General features: G+C 49.1%; 14 protein-coding genes. 3 read left to right on the forward strand and 11 right to left on the reverse strand.

Going from position 1 to position 15544, the window contains the following annotated elements; all coding sequences use genetic code 11:
• Positions 1 to 100: 100 nt before the first annotated feature.
• From BMW43_RS11690 to BMW43_RS11730, 9 genes are all read right to left on the reverse strand, one after another.
• A complete protein-coding gene (locus tag BMW43_RS11690) occupies positions 101 to 1315 on the reverse strand; it encodes an ABC transporter permease (RefSeq protein ID WP_091747467.1) in 1215 nt (404 codons plus the stop codon).
• Positions 1308 to 2000: an ABC transporter ATP-binding protein gene (locus BMW43_RS11695; protein ID WP_091747470.1), complete on the reverse strand. Its 693-nt coding sequence runs from the start codon at positions 1998 to 2000 to the stop codon at positions 1308 to 1310. Before BMW43_RS11695 ends, BMW43_RS11690 begins: the two co-directional genes overlap by 8 nt.
• 20 nt (positions 2001 to 2020) lie before the next feature.
• The gene (locus tag BMW43_RS11700; protein WP_091747473.1) at positions 2021 to 3166 is read right to left on the reverse strand and encodes an efflux RND transporter periplasmic adaptor subunit; all 1146 of its coding nucleotides are present in this window, start codon (positions 3164 to 3166) and stop codon (positions 2021 to 2023) included.
• A 13-nt stretch (positions 3167 to 3179) separates the two neighbouring features.
• The gene (locus BMW43_RS11705) at positions 3180 to 4445 is read right to left on the reverse strand and encodes a TolC family protein (protein WP_091747476.1); all 1266 of its coding nucleotides are present in this window, start codon (positions 4443 to 4445) and stop codon (positions 3180 to 3182) included.
• Between the two features lie 499 nt (positions 4446 to 4944).
• Positions 4945 to 5952 (reverse strand): class I SAM-dependent methyltransferase, encoded by a 1008-nt coding sequence (locus BMW43_RS11710; protein WP_091747479.1) that lies wholly within the window; start codon positions 5950 to 5952, stop codon positions 4945 to 4947.
• Positions 5953 to 6269: 317 nt separating this feature from the next.
• Positions 6270 to 6719, reverse strand: coding sequence for a MarR family winged helix-turn-helix transcriptional regulator (locus BMW43_RS11715; RefSeq protein ID WP_091747481.1), 450 nt, complete (start codon positions 6717 to 6719; stop codon positions 6270 to 6272).
• 119 nt (positions 6720 to 6838) lie between these two features.
• Positions 6839 to 7669, reverse strand: coding sequence for a nitroreductase family protein (locus BMW43_RS11720; RefSeq protein WP_091747484.1), 831 nt, complete (start codon positions 7667 to 7669; stop codon positions 6839 to 6841).
• A 158-nt stretch (positions 7670 to 7827) separates the two neighbouring features.
• Positions 7828 to 8583: a class I SAM-dependent methyltransferase gene (locus tag BMW43_RS11725; protein ID WP_091747487.1), complete on the reverse strand. Its 756-nt coding sequence runs from the start codon at positions 8581 to 8583 to the stop codon at positions 7828 to 7830.
• A gap of 95 nt (positions 8584 to 8678) precedes the next feature.
• Positions 8679 to 9647, reverse strand: coding sequence for an AraC family transcriptional regulator (locus BMW43_RS11730; protein WP_218140666.1), 969 nt, complete (start codon positions 9645 to 9647; stop codon positions 8679 to 8681).
• A 267-nt stretch (positions 9648 to 9914) separates the two neighbouring features.
• On the opposite strand from BMW43_RS11730, the gene BMW43_RS11735 reads away from it, so the two are divergent.
• Together BMW43_RS11735 and BMW43_RS11740 are read left to right on the forward strand one after the other, a co-directional pair.
• On the forward strand, positions 9915 to 10910 hold the full coding sequence (locus BMW43_RS11735) for an aldo/keto reductase (protein ID WP_091747490.1): 996 nt from the start codon (positions 9915 to 9917) through the stop codon (positions 10908 to 10910).
• A gap of 160 nt (positions 10911 to 11070) precedes the next feature.
• A complete protein-coding gene (locus BMW43_RS11740) occupies positions 11071 to 12216 on the forward strand; it encodes an aldo/keto reductase (RefSeq protein WP_091747493.1) in 1146 nt (381 codons plus the stop codon).
• A 97-nt stretch (positions 12217 to 12313) separates the two neighbouring features.
• Here the strand turns inward: BMW43_RS11740 and BMW43_RS11745 are convergent, their stop codons facing one another.
• Positions 12314 to 13204: a helix-turn-helix domain-containing protein gene (locus BMW43_RS11745; RefSeq protein ID WP_091747496.1), complete on the reverse strand. Its 891-nt coding sequence runs from the start codon at positions 13202 to 13204 to the stop codon at positions 12314 to 12316.
• Between the two features lie 72 nt (positions 13205 to 13276).
• Positions 13277 to 14512: a beta-ketoacyl-ACP synthase II gene (gene fabF / locus BMW43_RS11750; protein WP_091747498.1), complete on the reverse strand. Its 1236-nt coding sequence runs from the start codon at positions 14510 to 14512 to the stop codon at positions 13277 to 13279.
• 310 nt (positions 14513 to 14822) lie between these two features.
• Between fabF and BMW43_RS11755 the strand changes: the two genes are divergently transcribed.
• Positions 14823 to 15470: a CatB-related O-acetyltransferase gene (locus BMW43_RS11755; RefSeq protein ID WP_091747501.1), complete on the forward strand. Its 648-nt coding sequence runs from the start codon at positions 14823 to 14825 to the stop codon at positions 15468 to 15470.
• Positions 15471 to 15544: the final 74 nt, after the last annotated feature.

Genomic DNA, 15544 nt, shown 5'->3' on the forward strand with positions numbered 1-15544 from the left:
AGTTAAAAATCAAAAGTAAAAAAAACAGAGGACATCGCCGTTTGACTTGAAAAAGTCCTAGCTGGCCGATAAGCAAAGACCCGTTTATCAAGTGACGGCCTCACTCATAGCGCAACGCTTCGATCGGGTCCATCAATGCCGCTTTCCGGGCTGGATAGATGCCAAAAAACAAGCCCACTGCGACCGAAAACCCAAAAGAAACTACAATCGCCAACAAGGAAACTACCGTATTCAATCCCCCGAAAAGCGAGATGGCAAAGGCCCCCATAATGCCTAACACGACCCCTCCGGTGCCGCCCAGAATACCAATGACAATGGACTCAATCAAAAACTGGAGCATAATATCCCGGTAGGTCGCGCCCAGCGCCTTACGAATGCCAATTTCCCTGGTCCGCTCCGTCACCGAGACCATCATAATATTCATAATCCCGATGCCGCCGACTAACAGCGAGATGGCGGCAATACTGCCCAATAGCAGGGTAATCATCCCTGTTGTCTCGGTCATCATTTCCATAATGCTGGTAAGATTACGTACGTTAAAATCATCTTCTTTGCCGGCGGTGATTTTATGCTGCTGTCTCAATGCGCTCTTGACCTGCTCCTCTACTCTGTCCATGGCCTCTGCTGACGAGACTTGAATGCTGATCATATGAAGATAGGTAATGCCGAGAAGCCGCTCCTGGGCCGTGGTGAGCGGTACCATGACAATATCATCCTGGTCCTGTCCCATGGAAGATTGTCCCTTACTATCCAATACGCCAATCACCTGATAGGGGGTATTATTGATACGGATATTCTGCCCTACCGGGTTCATTTCACCAAACAGACTCTGAGCGACTGTGGCACCAAGCACGGCGACCCGGTTGCGCGCATTAATATCCTGCTGTGAAATAAAACTGCCGCTGCCGACCGACAAACTGCGGATGGCCATATAGTCCGGCATAATGCCCTGCACCGTGGTTGTCCAGTTCTGATTGCCGGCGATGATTTGATAAGACTGGCTGACACTTGGCGCCACATAGGTAATATCCTGTACTGTTTTCTTTATATATTCGGCATCTTCCGGCAACAGCGTCGTGTTGCTGCCGGCGGCTGACCGTACCCCCTGCGAAGACGCCGCGCCCGGCGTAACAATCAGCAGATTGCTGCCCAGGCTGGCAATGGAATTTTGTACTTTTTCCCTGACCCCCAGCCCTACCGACACCATCGCAATCACCGCTCCGACACCAATAATAATGCCCAACATAGTCAAAATGGAGCGGAGCTTGTTGGCCAGCAGCGCGCGCAGGGCAATGGCGATGCTTTCTTTAAACATAGTTTGACTCCTTTACCTCGTCACTGATAATCAACCCGTCCCGTACGGTAATAATCCGCTTGGCATAGGCGGCAATATCCGGTTCATGGGTAACCAGAATGATCGTTTTGCCCTGCCTATGCAACGTGCCAAACAGTTTCATAATTTCAATACTGGACCGGCTGTCCAGATTGCCCGTCGGTTCATCGGCCATGATAATGCTCGGATTATTGATCAGGGCCCGCGCGATGGCCACCCGCTGACGCTGCCCCCCGGACAGTTCATTGGGCAAGTGCTGCTTGCGGGTGCCTAAGCCCACAGACTCCAGCAGCGCAGCCGCCTGCTCCAGCCGTTCCTTCTCGCCAATTTTGGCATAGACCAGCGGCAAGGCCACATTCTCCCAGGCCGTAGTCCGCGATAGCAGATTGAAATTCTGAAACACAAAACCGATGCTGCGATTACGAATATACGCCAGTTGATCATCGGTCAAATGGGCTACCTCCTGCCCGTCCAGTAAATACGAACCGCTGGTGGGCCGGTCCAGGCAGCCGAGAATGTTCATCATAGTCGATTTACCCGAGCCCGACGGTCCCATAATGGCGACAAATTCTCCTGTTTCTATCGCTAACGAAACGCCGGCCAGCGCCGCCACCAACTCGTCGCCGACAGTATACTCCTTGGTAATTGCCTCCAGTCTAATTCCCATAACAGCCACTCCCTTACCTATTACATCGGCGGCGGCGGACCGCTGTCCTTTTTCGTGGAAGAAGCAGTTGTCGACTTGGTATAGGAGATGACCAGTTTATCGCCTTCCTGCAAACCGTCAAGAACTTCCACCTTGTCATTGCTCGTCAGTCCAACCGTGACCGGCACATTGTCGGTTTTACCGTTTTCACGCAGGACGGTCACATATTGGCCGCTAGTGCTTGTTTTTAACGCCGCCAGTGGAATCAGTAAAGCCCCTTCTTTCTCGCCGGTGATGATGCTGACCCTGGCCGTCATATCTACTTTCAGCACATTATCCGGGTCTTCTGTCATTAGTGTCACATAATAATAAATGACACTGCTTGACGAGGAAGATGACGAAGAAGATGACGAGGAGGAGGACGAAGAGGATGATGAAGACGAGGTCGTCGTTGTGCTGGTCGCAATCTGACCAATCTTGGAAACAACACCGGTAAAGCTTTTGCTGCCATAGGCGTCAACCGTAAAGGTTGCCTGCTGTCCAATCTTCACCTTGCCAATATCGGTTTCGTCCACCTTTACTTTAACCATCTTCTGCCCGACATCACCGATCATCATGATCACCTTCGGGTCATTAACCCCTGCGGTCACCAACGTGCCCACCGACACCGGCTCGCCTAAGACAATGCCATCCTGCGGTGAAGTGATCACGGTCTTTTCCAGGTCCGACTTATCTGATTCATAGGTGGAAGCAGCCGTCTGATAGTTGAGCAGCGCATCCTCCAGGTCGGCGTCCGATTTAGCACCAATCGAATGCAGATAGTTGATCCGGCGGTATTTCGCTTCATAGTTGTTCATTTCATATAAGGCTTTATCCACCGCTGTCCGGTATGTGGTATCATCTAAAATCGCCAACACCTGCCCCGCTTTCACCCGGTCATTTTCTTTGACCTTGATTTCCTTGATTAATGCCGTAATCTGTGATGAAATATCCACCGCATTGACCGGCTTAATTGTCCCGGTGGCCGACACGCTGGAAACGATTTTCCCGCGCGTTGCCGCAACGGTTTCCTGGCTGCCGGTCACCTTTTCCTGTGTAGTATGGTAATAGTAAAATCCGCCGCCGGACACTGCCAGCAACAGCACCAGACCTGTCAGCCATTTGGTGACGGAATAGGTATTCGTCATCTGCTGTCCCTCCTTAATCCATGCCCATCGCATTGTCGAGTTTCGCCCGGTAGGTGTCATAGTCATACTGAGCGGCAATATAATTGTCTTTAGCCGTTGTCAGTGCCAACTGGGCATCAATGACATCAAGCAAAATCCCTTCGCCGATTCTGTATTTAGCCTCGGCGATAAAATAATCTTCATCTGCCTTCTTAATGGCCACCTGTGTGGTTGCCATCCGTTTCTCCGCCTCTTTTGCGCTCAGATAATATTCCTTAACGGAAAGAATCAGTGAATCCTCCTGTGAGGTCAAATCCAGATAGGCCGAATCGACCTTGCTTTTCGCTTCTTTGATCTTGGCCGCAGTAACCTGGCTGTCAAAAAGATTCCAGGCCGTCGTTACCCCCACATAAACATCCTTATTGTCGTCTTCCGGCAGCACGCTGCTGTTCCAGCCGGTAGCGGCCGTTAAAGAAACCGTTGGTTTTTTATCGGCCGCAGCTACCCCGACATTCTGTTTCGCTTCTTCGATGTTGAGACGATACTTTTTTAAAGTCGGGTGATATGTCTTGGCGTAAGCCACACAATCCTCCATCGACCGGGTCAGGGGCTCATGCTGAAAACCGCTGACCAATTCCGGCTGGTCGGGCCGGTCCCAGCGGATCAGATTCTTCAGCTTGTTTACCGCGACCTCATACTTGTTTTTATCCTGCATTAAGGTCTGCTGCGCATTAATCAATTGCACCTCCGAGCTTAATACGTCAGACTTGGGGAGATTACCCGCACCATACTGGTCCCTTACGTTTTCCAGATGCTTCGTATAATTGTCCACCGTTTCCTGATCGACGCCTATAGTCTCCCGGTAATTGATGATATCAAAATAAGCGGCTACCGTATTTAGCTTTACATCCTGCCTCGTCTTTACCAAATCCAAGCCGGCAATCGTTACATCCGTTTGGGCAATCGCGATGTTCCCCTCATTCTTGCCGCCACTGTAAAGCGGCAGGGAAAGCGAAATCTGACTGCTATTGGAATCAGCCGAATAATCAATCCGTTTGAGATAAAACGTGTTCGAAGCATCCAGTGAGATGCCCCGGCTGCCCCGGGCAGCGTCCAGCGCATACTTGGCCTGAGTCTCCGTATTGACCGCCAGCTTAATATCCAGGTGATTGCCCAGCGCCATATTAACAGCCTGTTCCAACGAAAGAGGCTCGGCCAATCCAAGGGAGCACTGCGCAAAAATACTCAACCCCGCAAGTCCTGCCCCTCCCGCCCGCAACATTCTTTTCCAAACCTTCAAGTGTAAAAACCTCCCATCCTTAACAACCTCCAGAGAACCACTGATTTAATGAACCTGTCGACCTGGCGAGAGATTTCTTCGCCTGGCAAGAAAGTAAAGCCGCAGGAATAGTCCAGCTATTTCCAGGCTTTGTTGACGCAGCCAGACGGAAGGATCTCCGTCTGGGCGTAACTCAGCGGTTCCCTGTACTTTGTGTCATCTAAATACATGGATTATTTCGCAGTCTTTTTCTGTCCCATTTATTTTAGCCGATGGACCTTGTGATTTTTATTTGAAAATCGCAATCTGTAGCAATTTTTCTTTTCTTATTTACCATGTAATTAGTCCCTTGCTGCTAGACCTCGCCCCTTTAGTAGTAAACAAATGACAACCGGGAAAAATCCCCGGTTGTCATTTGTTTACTACTAGGCCATGCTGCTATGGCTATAATTTTTCACTGGCGATCTGCAGCTTGTTTCTTTTTCGCCTTACTTCTCCTTCGCCTGACCGGGTGCTTGCGCTAAACAAAATGATACAACTCGCCACGAAGCCCGCCTGCTGCCCCCGCAGCATCCCGGCTGGCTTTGGTCAAGCCGGCCTGAGTCAGAGCGGCCTCAATGCTTTGCCGGCTCTGCAGCAGGTCCAGCCCGTCCAGATGACTTGGCAGCCACCCCACAATCACTTCCTTGGGGGAAAGAAAATCGGCGCTGACCTGGTGACTGACCAGATACAAATAGCCGTGCGGCCGCAGCGCCCGGGCAATTTTGCCGGCCATTCCCGGCAAGTCGGCACTGGCAAAATCAAAAATGCCGGAAGCAACAATCAAGTCGTAACCGTCTCCAATATCATCTGTCATAAAATCGCCCCGCCAAACCTGCAGCCGGTCCATTAACCGGCGCTCCTTAACAAACTGTTCCGGAATGTCGGCAACCTGCGGATGTTCAAAAATCACCCCCGAAGCCCGGGAAAACTGCGTAAGGGTCTCGATAGCCAGCATGCCGGAGCCACCTCCCAGGTCAAGCACGTGTAAGGCACTGTCCGGTAAAAACACGCTCTGCACTGCCTGCAAAAAATCCTGAACCCGCCCGGTATATATTTCAACAGCCGACAGGCGGGCCAGTTCCCGGAAATTGTATACCCTGCTGCCCTGATTATGCTGCCGGATGCTTACATCCGGCCCCTGGCGCACCCGTGCCACCACCTGGTCCAGGCTGGTCATTCTGTTCCGGAAGGCCAGATATTCTCCCAAATAAAGCTCACTATGCCTGTTCAAAAAAACTTCGGCTACCGGCGTATTCTGAAAGCAATCACCGTTTTTTTCAAGCAGGCCGATGGCCGCCAGACTGTTTAAAAACAACGCCAGATTACGCGCGTCATACCCTGTCTTGCCGGCAACCGCAACTGCGGTCACCGCCCCCTGCAAATAGAAAAAAACATCCAATTCAATCCCGGCAAATAACAACTGGGCCTCTTTATATTGCTGCATCATCCGGTATAACGGTCCTGGTGCCTGCACTGAATTCTTCATAATCAATAACCTCCTATTTATGTACGGTTTGGTTAGCGTCCAAAGAAAACTCAAACACTTTCTTTCGCCGGCAACGATTCCAGCAAGCAGCTAGGTAACCACTGATTAATTCACGCTGCGCCGCGTCCTGACGGAGCTTTTTCCGCCTGGCTGCGTCAGCAAAACCTTGAAATAGGGGCCGCTATTCCTGCGCTTTTACTTTCTTGCCAGACGAAAAATTCTCTCGCCAGCCCGACAGGTTCATTTAATCAGTGCTTACCTAGCAAGGATAAAAAGGCAACATATAGTATAGTTACTAAACTAAATATATAAAAAAATTACTCGTCTAGTACTTCACAAAATATATCCACACATTTTTCAAAAACAGCTATTTCCTGCGCGGTTAACTGTGCGCCAAGCCTTTCATAAAACTTCTGATTTAACTGCCTGTGCGCCAGATATGCCTGCTCCCCTTTGGTACTCAGCGAAACCAGTGTCGCTCTACTGTCCGTAGCATGGGACCGGCGCTGCACACAGGCCTTACCTTCCAGACGGCTGACAAGCTGGGTAACCGCCCCCTTGGTAATCCCCAGGCGAGCTGCCAGTTCACTCATTAACATTCCGCCCCCCATACCAATCGCATCAATCGTATGAATTTCACTGGGTGTCAGACAGCCTGCGGCACCGAAGCGGTGCGGCTGCCGTTCAAGGCGTCTGAGCTTCATAATAAGCCGGCCGATTCGGGCGCTGCCCTGCCGGGGATCACTGTTTTCCGTTGCTGACTGCATGTTGCCACCCTCCCGTTACAAATAGTTTAGCATATAAACTAAAATTCGTCCAGACTTTAGTGACAACGCAGCACCAGTGCGAGGCATCACGGAGCAGGGCAAACGCCAGCCGGTTTGTTCTATTGCCAGGTAACTTGCAGGGGGTTTCTCTCCACCCATCGTTTATAGGTGAATTGCGGATAACCAACCATCATGCCGCTGGTCACCTGCAGGTTTTCCGGCAGATCCAGCAATTGAAGAAGCGGTTCGTAACCGGAGGCGGCACAGTATTCAAACAAGCCGGCCCAACACGTGCCCAGTTCCAATGACGTGGCAAAGACCTGCAAATAAGCAAAGGATATATACGTATTATCCCTTCCTGTAGCAAAGAAATGTTTATCTGCGGCAGCTACAATCAAACATGGGGCTGATCGCAAAACAACATCTTCGCCGGATCGCCGGTACATTTCCACCATCATCGCCAGATGGGGGGCATACTTTGCTGAAGCCATGGCGGGAGAATGGTTCAGCTGGTCTTCCGTCCAATCCATAACGACTGCAGAAATCTTCTGCAATATAGCGGGATTGTCCACCACATTATAGGAAACTCCCTGTGAATTGCAGGCAGTCGGAGCCATCCGGGCAATATCAAGCAACTGCAGTAACTTTTCCCTTGCTACACGCTTAGGCTGATAATTACGAATCGACCGGCGTGACCGCAAAAATCCGGCAGCCCGATCCGGATCAAGAACCGCGTTTCCCGCAACGGAAACCTGATTTGCTAACGGCGTATTGGTGTTATCCAAGGCCCCCGTAGGACAAACCGCCACACACTGTCCGCAGCCTACACAAAGATCCCGGACAGCCTGCGGACCGTTGCTTCCCATACCGATAACACCAGGACAAACGGTAGCACAAATGCCACATCGGGAACATGTTTCTTGATCAACTTTAATAAAATTTGCAGTCATAGTTTCTCATCACCTCTTATTTTTTCTTTATTGTACAAAAGGTAATGAGACAACTATATGTCATATTCATTTTTTATTTTTATCTATTTACTTGTACCATTGCCGGCCGCGTACCGGCCAACCTCATCCGGAAGCGACAGGAGAAACCACCGGCCTTCCTATACCTCGCCAACATAACTTCGCGTAAGACTAGGCACACGCAAATAACCGGATTTACTGTATTTTTGAAATAACCGGGTAAGGTCAAAAATATATGGCTGATAGCCTTCTGTTCCCTGTTTGGGTGCATAGGACGCCGACAGGTTGCGGCCGATAAAGCCAGCTTCATCCAGAATCGAGTCATTGTTAAACACTTTATATTCGCAAGTGCCACCTTTAAAAAAATCACCGTATTGTTCCGGGTTTGGCTCCCTCATTCCACCGGAAAACCCCTCGAAGCCCGGACAATATTTTCGGTTTATTTCAATAGTTTCCCTGGTCAATTCACTTTCATTGCCCCGGCTATTCCATACCAAAATTACTTTGCCTTTTTCTCTTAATATTCTTTTGCATTCCATTCTGAATTTTTCCCTGTCAAACCAATGAAAAGCCTGGGCAACGGTAACAAAGTCAATGCTGGCAGTTTTTAATCCCGTTCTTTCAGCCGGTGCATGTATCGATACAAAATTCCGGTAGCGGGCCAGCTCACTCTCGGCTGTTTTTCGCATATCCTCATTGGGCTCGACTCCATAGACAAAACTGTGTTGCCTTAGCATAAGCCTGGTGAATATTCCTGTACCGGAACCAATATCCGCAATGATACTATCTTTAGTCAAACCAACCTGCGAATATAAATATTCAATAAAATCATCCGGATATGACGGCCGGTATTTTGCGTAAAGGTCGGCTCTTCCGGTAAATCTATCTTCATTCATCTTGTATCTCCTGCCTTAGTCGTTTTTTTGCCTGACTTATTTTGCAAATTCCATTCCCCTTGCAAAAGCTTTTTCACAAGCATACTAGTAGCCGTTTACTTATTGCCGGCTTCTCCGGCATCAGGGGTTTCTCGCACAGCTTTCATATCCTTTAGCGGCGGCAAGCCAAACAGACGCCGGTATTCCCTGGTAAACTGCGACGGACTTTCATAGCCGACTTCCAGCGCGGCGCCGGTTGCATCCAGGGAACCGCTCAGCATGAGACGACGAGCCTCCTGAAGGCGCAATTGCTTCTGATACTGCAGGGGCCCCATCGTGGTGATTGCTTTAAATTTGTGATGTAGCCCGGATACACTCATATTGCTTAATTTTGCAAGTTCTTCCACAGTAAATGGCTGAGAGAAATTTTCTTTAATCCAGGCTATGGCCCGGCCGATTCCGTCGGCTTGCTGATCATAAAGAGCCTGTTGAAGAAATAGGTGTCCATAGTCGCCTGACAGTAAATGAAACATCATTTCCCGTTTGATAAGCGCAGATAAAAAAGGAGCTTCCCTTGGTTTATCAACCAGCTTCAGCAACCGTACAAACATGTCCAGCAGCTCTGTATCGGCTCTTCCAATGAAGGCCGCTGTGCCGACCATTTTATCCTTGGATTTAACGTTAATCTCAGCCTCCATCACCACCGAGGCGATTTCTTTTGTAGTAAAATCGATACGCAGGCCGATATAGGGTGTCGCTTCTGTTGCGCCAATCACTCGCCCCGATGCCGGTATATCTATGATGGATGCAAGATAATCGCCTGCGTGGTAAGCAATGATATCCTGCCCAAGGTGAAGTTCCTTTTCGCCTTGCAAAATGAGGCAAAACGAGGGAGTTAAAACACTGGGGATCAGCGGAGCCTGATAGCTGTGCCGGCAAATGGAAAGATAGGGAATCAGCGTGCCGGTGGTTCCTTCGTCCCTGGTAATCCTCTCGGTCATCGCTATGATCTGCTCCAGCAGTTTCCGGTGAATGGAAACCATCTCACCGAAGACCGCTGCGGGGTGCTGTTGCTGCTTCTCCACGTGTGTTCCCTGCCCTTCGCTAGATAATTCTTTAGTTGCCGTACATCCTGGCAGCAGCCGCTCTAACGCTTCTTAATACATACTACTATCGTAGCATGGTGCAGCATGTGCGGCAACACGAACCAGCTCATTTTGCAGTTTTAGGCAAGTATTAAGCAGTAACGGTCTATTTCCTTTTATTCTTTCAAGTAATACTATTCTTATAGCAGGTAACACAGCCTCTTTTTTATATACGCTTCTAAATTATTAACCGGGAGGACAATATCTATGACTTTACCCAAACGCAAACTTGGCTGCCAGGGACTGGAGGTTTCAGCCATCGGACTTGGCTGTATGGGCATGAGCCAGTCCTATGGTGCGGCAGATGAAAAAGAATCCATTGCCACTTTACATCATGCCGTTGAACTGGGCTGCAACTTCTTTGATACGGCCGAAGGTTATGGCCCCTTTACCAATGAGGAACTGCTCGGCCGGGCTTTCCAGAACCGGCGTAATCAGGTAATCATTGCCACAAAGTTTGGTTTCCGTTTTGAAAATGGCAAACAGGCAGGCGCGGAAAGAGACAGCCGTCCCGCCCATATCCGGACAGCAGTAGAAGGTTCGCTACGCCGGCTCAACACCGACTATATCGACCTGCTTTATCAGCATCGTGTCGATCCTGCCATCCCGATCGAAGAAGTTGCCGGCACGGTCGGTGATCTGATTAGGGAGGGAAAAGTGCGCTTCTGGGGTCTCTCTGAGGCCGGAGTCGCAAACATCCGGCGCGCCCATGCCGTCCAGCCGCTCTCTGCCCTGCAGAGCGAATACTCACTCTGGGAACGGAATCTGGAAGCCGACATCATCCCGGTTCTGCGTGAACTAAGCATCGGTCTGGTCCCTTTTTGTCCCCTTGGCCGGGGCTTTCTGACCGGCCAGGTCCAGCGCGCCGAAGAATATCCGGCAGGTGACACCAGGCGCAGTGACCCCCGCTATCAAGGTGACAATTATGATGCCAATAGGAAAGCAGCAGAGAAAGTACAGGAAATCGCCGCAATTAAACACGTAAAACCCGGTCAGATTGCTCTTGCCTGGCTGCTGCATAAAGGCGGCAATATCGTGCCCATCCCCGGGACCAAGCGGCAAAACTACCTAAAAGAGAATGTAGCTGCCGCCAATGTTCGGCTTGATGCCTCAGAACTCAAACTACTGGACGATGCCTTGGCTCCGGAAAAAGTATCCGGTAAACGGTATCCCGATTGGGTCATGGCGACCATTGACCGTTAGGGGATTCTAAATAAATTTATCAGAAGGACAAAACGGCAATATATTTTTACCCAAAAACCGCTGAGGCCGTGAACCTGCCATAGAGGTAAGAAATTCCTAATTAATATGCATCTTCCCGATGGTTCTGAGACATTAAAAATACAATAACCTGGAGGAAACTATGGAATACGCACTGTATGGGAAAACAGGACTACAAGTATCCAGATTGGGCTTGGGCTGTATGCGGTTTCCGCAAGACGAAACGGAAGCCATCCATATGGTCCATTATGCCATCGACCAAGGTATCAACTATTTGGACAGCGCTTATGTCTATAAAGATAGCGAGGTCATTACCGGGAAAGCGCTAAAAAACGGCTACCGGGATAAAGTCTATCTTGCCACCAAAAGTCCTATCTGGAACATCACAAAACATGAGGATTTTGAAAAATATCTGGATGAACAATTACTGCGCCTGGGAACCGATCATATCGACGTATACCTGCTGCATAATCTGTTTCCCGCCAACTGGGAAAAAGTACAGCGCTATGATGGGCTGACCTTCCTTGATAACATGATAGAAAAAGGCAAAATCCTGCATAAAGCATTCTCGATTCACAGTACAACGGCAGCTTTTAAAGAAATCGTTGATTCCTTCGACTGGGAGATGGCCCAGATTCAGCTCAACATTCTGGACGAATATCAGCAGGTCGGTATCGAGGGGGTACGGTATGCCGCCCAAAAGGGGCTGGCCACCGTCATTATGGAACCGCTGCGCGGAGGAAATCTGCTGAGTAACGCCCCCCGGGAGGTTCACGCTCTGATCGACGCTTACTCTCAAAAACGCTCGCTTGCCGCATGGTGCTTCCGCTGGCTTTACAATATGCCGGAGGTATCGCTCATTTTAAGCGGCACCAGCAATCTCGACCAGTTGAAAGACAATTTGAATATCTTTGCTGCTGCCAAACCTAATATTATGTCGGACGAAGATCAAAAACTAATAACTAAAATCAGAGAAGCCTTCGAAGCAAAAAACAGCATCGGCTGCACAGGCTGCCAGTACTGTATGCCCTGTCCCCAGGGCGTGAGTATTCCCGAGCTGTTTAAACTCTATAACAACTATCAGCTTGTAAAGCCTCACCCGATCGACCAGGCTTTTTATCAGGGAACCCTGCTGCCTTCCGGTCATGGCGCAGACCGGTGCATCGCTTGCGGCCTGTGTACACAACACTGCCCACAGGGGCTGAAGATTCCTGATTTGCTGGAACAAGTCCATGGAGAATTAAATGAAGACTGGCAGAAGAACGTTCAGACGCTAGTAAGAAAATAATTGAATCCATTCTTTCTCACCGCATAAGCTCTGTCAGTTACTTTAAAGGCAAAACCGCCACTTGCTGCACAGCAAGTGGCGGTTTTATTGGCTGGGTCTACATTTTATTGGCGTCCACGATGGGTTGATAAATGTCCAATTCACAGTAATCATCTTTAGCTAAACTGGAATCGATATATTCAAACCGGAACTTATCGGCAAAAGTAAAGCCGGATTTTATAATCCATTTGGAATACATGTGGACCAGCAGCCGGCCAACCTGCCGGCCGTTGATTTCATCGGGGCGGAAAAAACCAACAAAACGAAAGACGACATACTTGTGCGCCGGAATAGCGATACCCATCATTCCTTCCGGAATATGATCTAGATCCTGCACCTGCACGGAAGGCATATAAAAAATATATCCATTCTCGCTGTCCTTCCAGTCGGTGTAGCCAAAGTATACATGAGGATTTATCGGATTTGTTACTTGCTGTTGATGATGATAGAAAAAATCCCTTCCATACGCGTTAGCAACCTTGTCTCCCGATTTACTCATAATTTTATGTTCCATGCCGACAAGGAAAAACTTTTGCCTAAAAATAAATGACGGCTTATAAATAATGGAATTATCCAGCGACAGGATGTCATTCATGTTGAGCCTTTCCTTAATGGGGATGGACATTTGTTCCGACCGTACTTTCAAAGGCGTATGGCCAAATCTCTTGCGAAAGGCTCTGATATACGACTGTTCATAATCAAAGCCGTACTCCAAAGCGATATCGATAATTCTCATATTGGTATTGGTAAGTTCATCGATACTGGAGGAAAGTTTCCGCGTTTGGACATATTCCATCAGCGACTCTCCCGTCAGTGATTTGAACATCCGGTGCAAATGATATTTTGATATCCTGCTGTGAGCGGCAATGTCATCCAGGGAAAGCTTATTATGCAGGTTATGCTCAATATAGGCTATGCATTCTGCTATCGTGTCTTTTAAATCACTCATCTTTTACCTCCAGACTGCCGTCGATCTGACTCCGACTGATAAACTACCTCAGACAACCTGCGCTGCAGTCAACTATTGGTAATGTTTTAGAACCAATACCGCATTGTGCCCGCCGAAACCAAAAGAATTGGTCATGGCATGAGTAATATCAGCCTGCTTGCCAAGATTGGGTACATAATTCAAGTCGCAATCCTCATCCGGGTTGACATAGTTGATCGTCGGCGGTAAAAAGCCTTCCTTTAACGCATAGGCAGTAAGCATCGTTTCAATAGCGCCGGTGGCGCCCAATAAATGGCCGGTCATCGATTTTGTGGAGCTCACGGCTAATTGATAGGCATGCTCCCCAAATACAGCTTTTATCGCGGCAGTCTCGGTCTTGTCGTTCAATCCGGTGGAGGTTCCATGAGCGTTAATATATTGAATATCGCTTGGCCTAAGCCCTGCATCGGTTAAGGCCAGTTTCATACACCGGGCGGCACCTTCTCCATCGGGAGGAGTTGCAGTCATATGATAAGCGTCGTTTGTGCAGTCATAGCCCACGATTTCGGCAATAATGTCTGCGCCCCGGTTCAAGGCATGGTTAAGTTCTTCGAGAACGACCACTCCGGCACCTTCTCCCATCACAAATCCATCCCGCTTCGAATCAAAGGGCCTGCAGGCACTGTTAGGATCAGGGTTTGTGGTCATCGCCTTATTGGCACAAAAGCCTGCCATCGCCAGCCGGGTAATGGGTGCTTCCGTTCCTCCCGCAATCATAACATCGGCAGCATTTCTCTGAATTGCTTTATAAGCATCGCCAATTGCGTTGGTCGATGTTGCACAGGCCGTAGCAACGCACTCGACAAACCCTTTAATGCCAAACTGAATGGCAATCATTCCGGCGGCCATATTGGGCAGCATCATCGGCACCAAAAACGGGCTGACCCGGTCTGCGCCCCGTTCCAATAGCGCCCGGTGCTGATTCTCCAGCGTTTCCAAGCCGCCGATCCCGGAACCCATAATCAGGCCGGTCCTTATGGAATCGAGGTTGCCGGCGCTTAGTCGCGAATGTTCCAGCGCCATATGCGTTGCCGCCATGGCATACTGAGAAAAGCGATCCATTCGTTTAGCTGCCTTTTTATCCATAAACTGCTCCGGATCAAACTCTTTTATTTCCGCAGCCACCTTAGTCGGTAAATCGGCCACATCAATCCTTTCGATCCGGCTTATTCCTGATACACCTTTTTTAACCGCTTGCCACAGGGCCGTTGCACCCTGTCCCAAAGAAGTTATGGCGCCTGCTCCTGTAATAACTACCCTTTTATTCATATCGTTCCTCCATAATTCTTATTATCAAATTTCTTGTACTTTCCATACCTGCTACCTTGTCAGCCTTAATTCAGTGAATACTGGCGATCTATTCTCCTGCTGTTTTAAAACTGACAGGATACTAGCCAGCAGTTCGCAACCATCACTAACTTTAGCACGTTTCAACGGGTAAAAATGAACAGCTATTGCTATAGCCAGGCGAATAGGCATGCATGGAGCAAACTTTTATGCCCATATTAATAAAAGGGGTTCATCCGGTTTATCTTGAACAATATAGATAAAAGACGCAGCAAAAAAAGGAGCGATACTTATGACTCAGCGGCCTGACCCCAACAAGCTGTTCCCGCGGGAAGGCAACACCAATATGTGTTATATCAAAAATGCCATCCATAATCCGGATATTCTCATCGGCGATTTTACGTTCTATCATGATTCAGTGGATCCTCTGTTATTTGAGAAACAGAATGTTCTTTATCACTATCCTGTCGTCAATCACGACAAGCTGATTATCGGCAAGTATTGTTCCATCGCTCATGGCACAAAATTCATCTTTACTGCCGCCCATCACACACTGCATTCGTTATCGACCTATCCGTTCGAGCTGTTTGACGACTGGAGCCACGCCGGCTTCGTCACCGAAGCCTGGGATAATAAAGGCGATATTGTCATCGGCAACGACGTATGGATCGGCTATGAGGCTTTCATCATGTCCGGCGTTCATATCGGCGACGGAGCCATCATTGGCGCCCGGGCAGTGGTAACCAAGGATGTTCCTCCTTATACCGTGGTCGGCGGCGTACCGGCCAAACCAATCCGGAAACGCTATGACGATGCGGTGATCGAAGTATTGCTGCAGGCCAAATGGTGGGACTGGGACCCGCAAGTCGTCTCGGACAATGTACGGGCCCTTAAAGACCTGGATCTTGCTAAGATTAAAGAAATTGCCAAACTATCCTAACATATTCCAAATAGGATTGGGCTGCTTTCATGGTGTTCATAACAGCCGAAAAATTCATGAACAAAAGGTTCTGC

Source organism: Propionispora vibrioides (genome assembly GCF_900110485.1).
Lineage (GTDB): Bacteria > Bacillota > Negativicutes > Propionisporales > Propionisporaceae > Propionispora > Propionispora vibrioides.

What these genes read in the sequence shown, in the direction of transcription:
- BMW43_RS11755 (WP_091747501.1), top strand. Translation starts at nt 14,823, where the DNA reads ATGACTCAGCGGCCTGACCCCAACAAGCTGTTCCCGCGGGAAGGCAAC.
- BMW43_RS11745 (WP_091747496.1), bottom strand. Translation starts at nt 13,204, where the DNA reads ATGAGTGATTTAAAAGACACGATAGCAGAATGCATAGCCTATATTGAG.
- BMW43_RS11725 (WP_091747487.1), bottom strand. Translation starts at nt 8,583, where the DNA reads ATGAATGAAGATAGATTTACCGGAAGAGCCGACCTTTACGCAAAATAC.
- BMW43_RS11720 (WP_091747484.1), bottom strand. Translation starts at nt 7,669, where the DNA reads ATGACTGCAAATTTTATTAAAGTTGATCAAGAAACATGTTCCCGATGT.
- BMW43_RS11735 (WP_091747490.1), top strand. Translation starts at nt 9,915, where the DNA reads ATGACTTTACCCAAACGCAAACTTGGCTGCCAGGGACTGGAGGTTTCA.
- BMW43_RS11690 (WP_091747467.1), bottom strand. Translation starts at nt 1,315, where the DNA reads ATGTTTAAAGAAAGCATCGCCATTGCCCTGCGCGCGCTGCTGGCCAAC.
- BMW43_RS11715 (WP_091747481.1), bottom strand. Translation starts at nt 6,719, where the DNA reads ATGCAGTCAGCAACGGAAAACAGTGATCCCCGGCAGGGCAGCGCCCGA.
- fabF (WP_091747498.1), bottom strand. Translation starts at nt 14,512, where the DNA reads ATGAATAAAAGGGTAGTTATTACAGGAGCAGGCGCCATAACTTCTTTG.
- BMW43_RS11695 (WP_091747470.1), bottom strand. Translation starts at nt 2,000, where the DNA reads ATGGGAATTAGACTGGAGGCAATTACCAAGGAGTATACTGTCGGCGAC.
- BMW43_RS11700 (WP_091747473.1), bottom strand. Translation starts at nt 3,166, where the DNA reads ATGACGAATACCTATTCCGTCACCAAATGGCTGACAGGTCTGGTGCTG.
- BMW43_RS11740 (WP_091747493.1), top strand. Translation starts at nt 11,071, where the DNA reads ATGGAATACGCACTGTATGGGAAAACAGGACTACAAGTATCCAGATTG.
- BMW43_RS11710 (WP_091747479.1), bottom strand. Translation starts at nt 5,952, where the DNA reads ATGAAGAATTCAGTGCAGGCACCAGGACCGTTATACCGGATGATGCAG.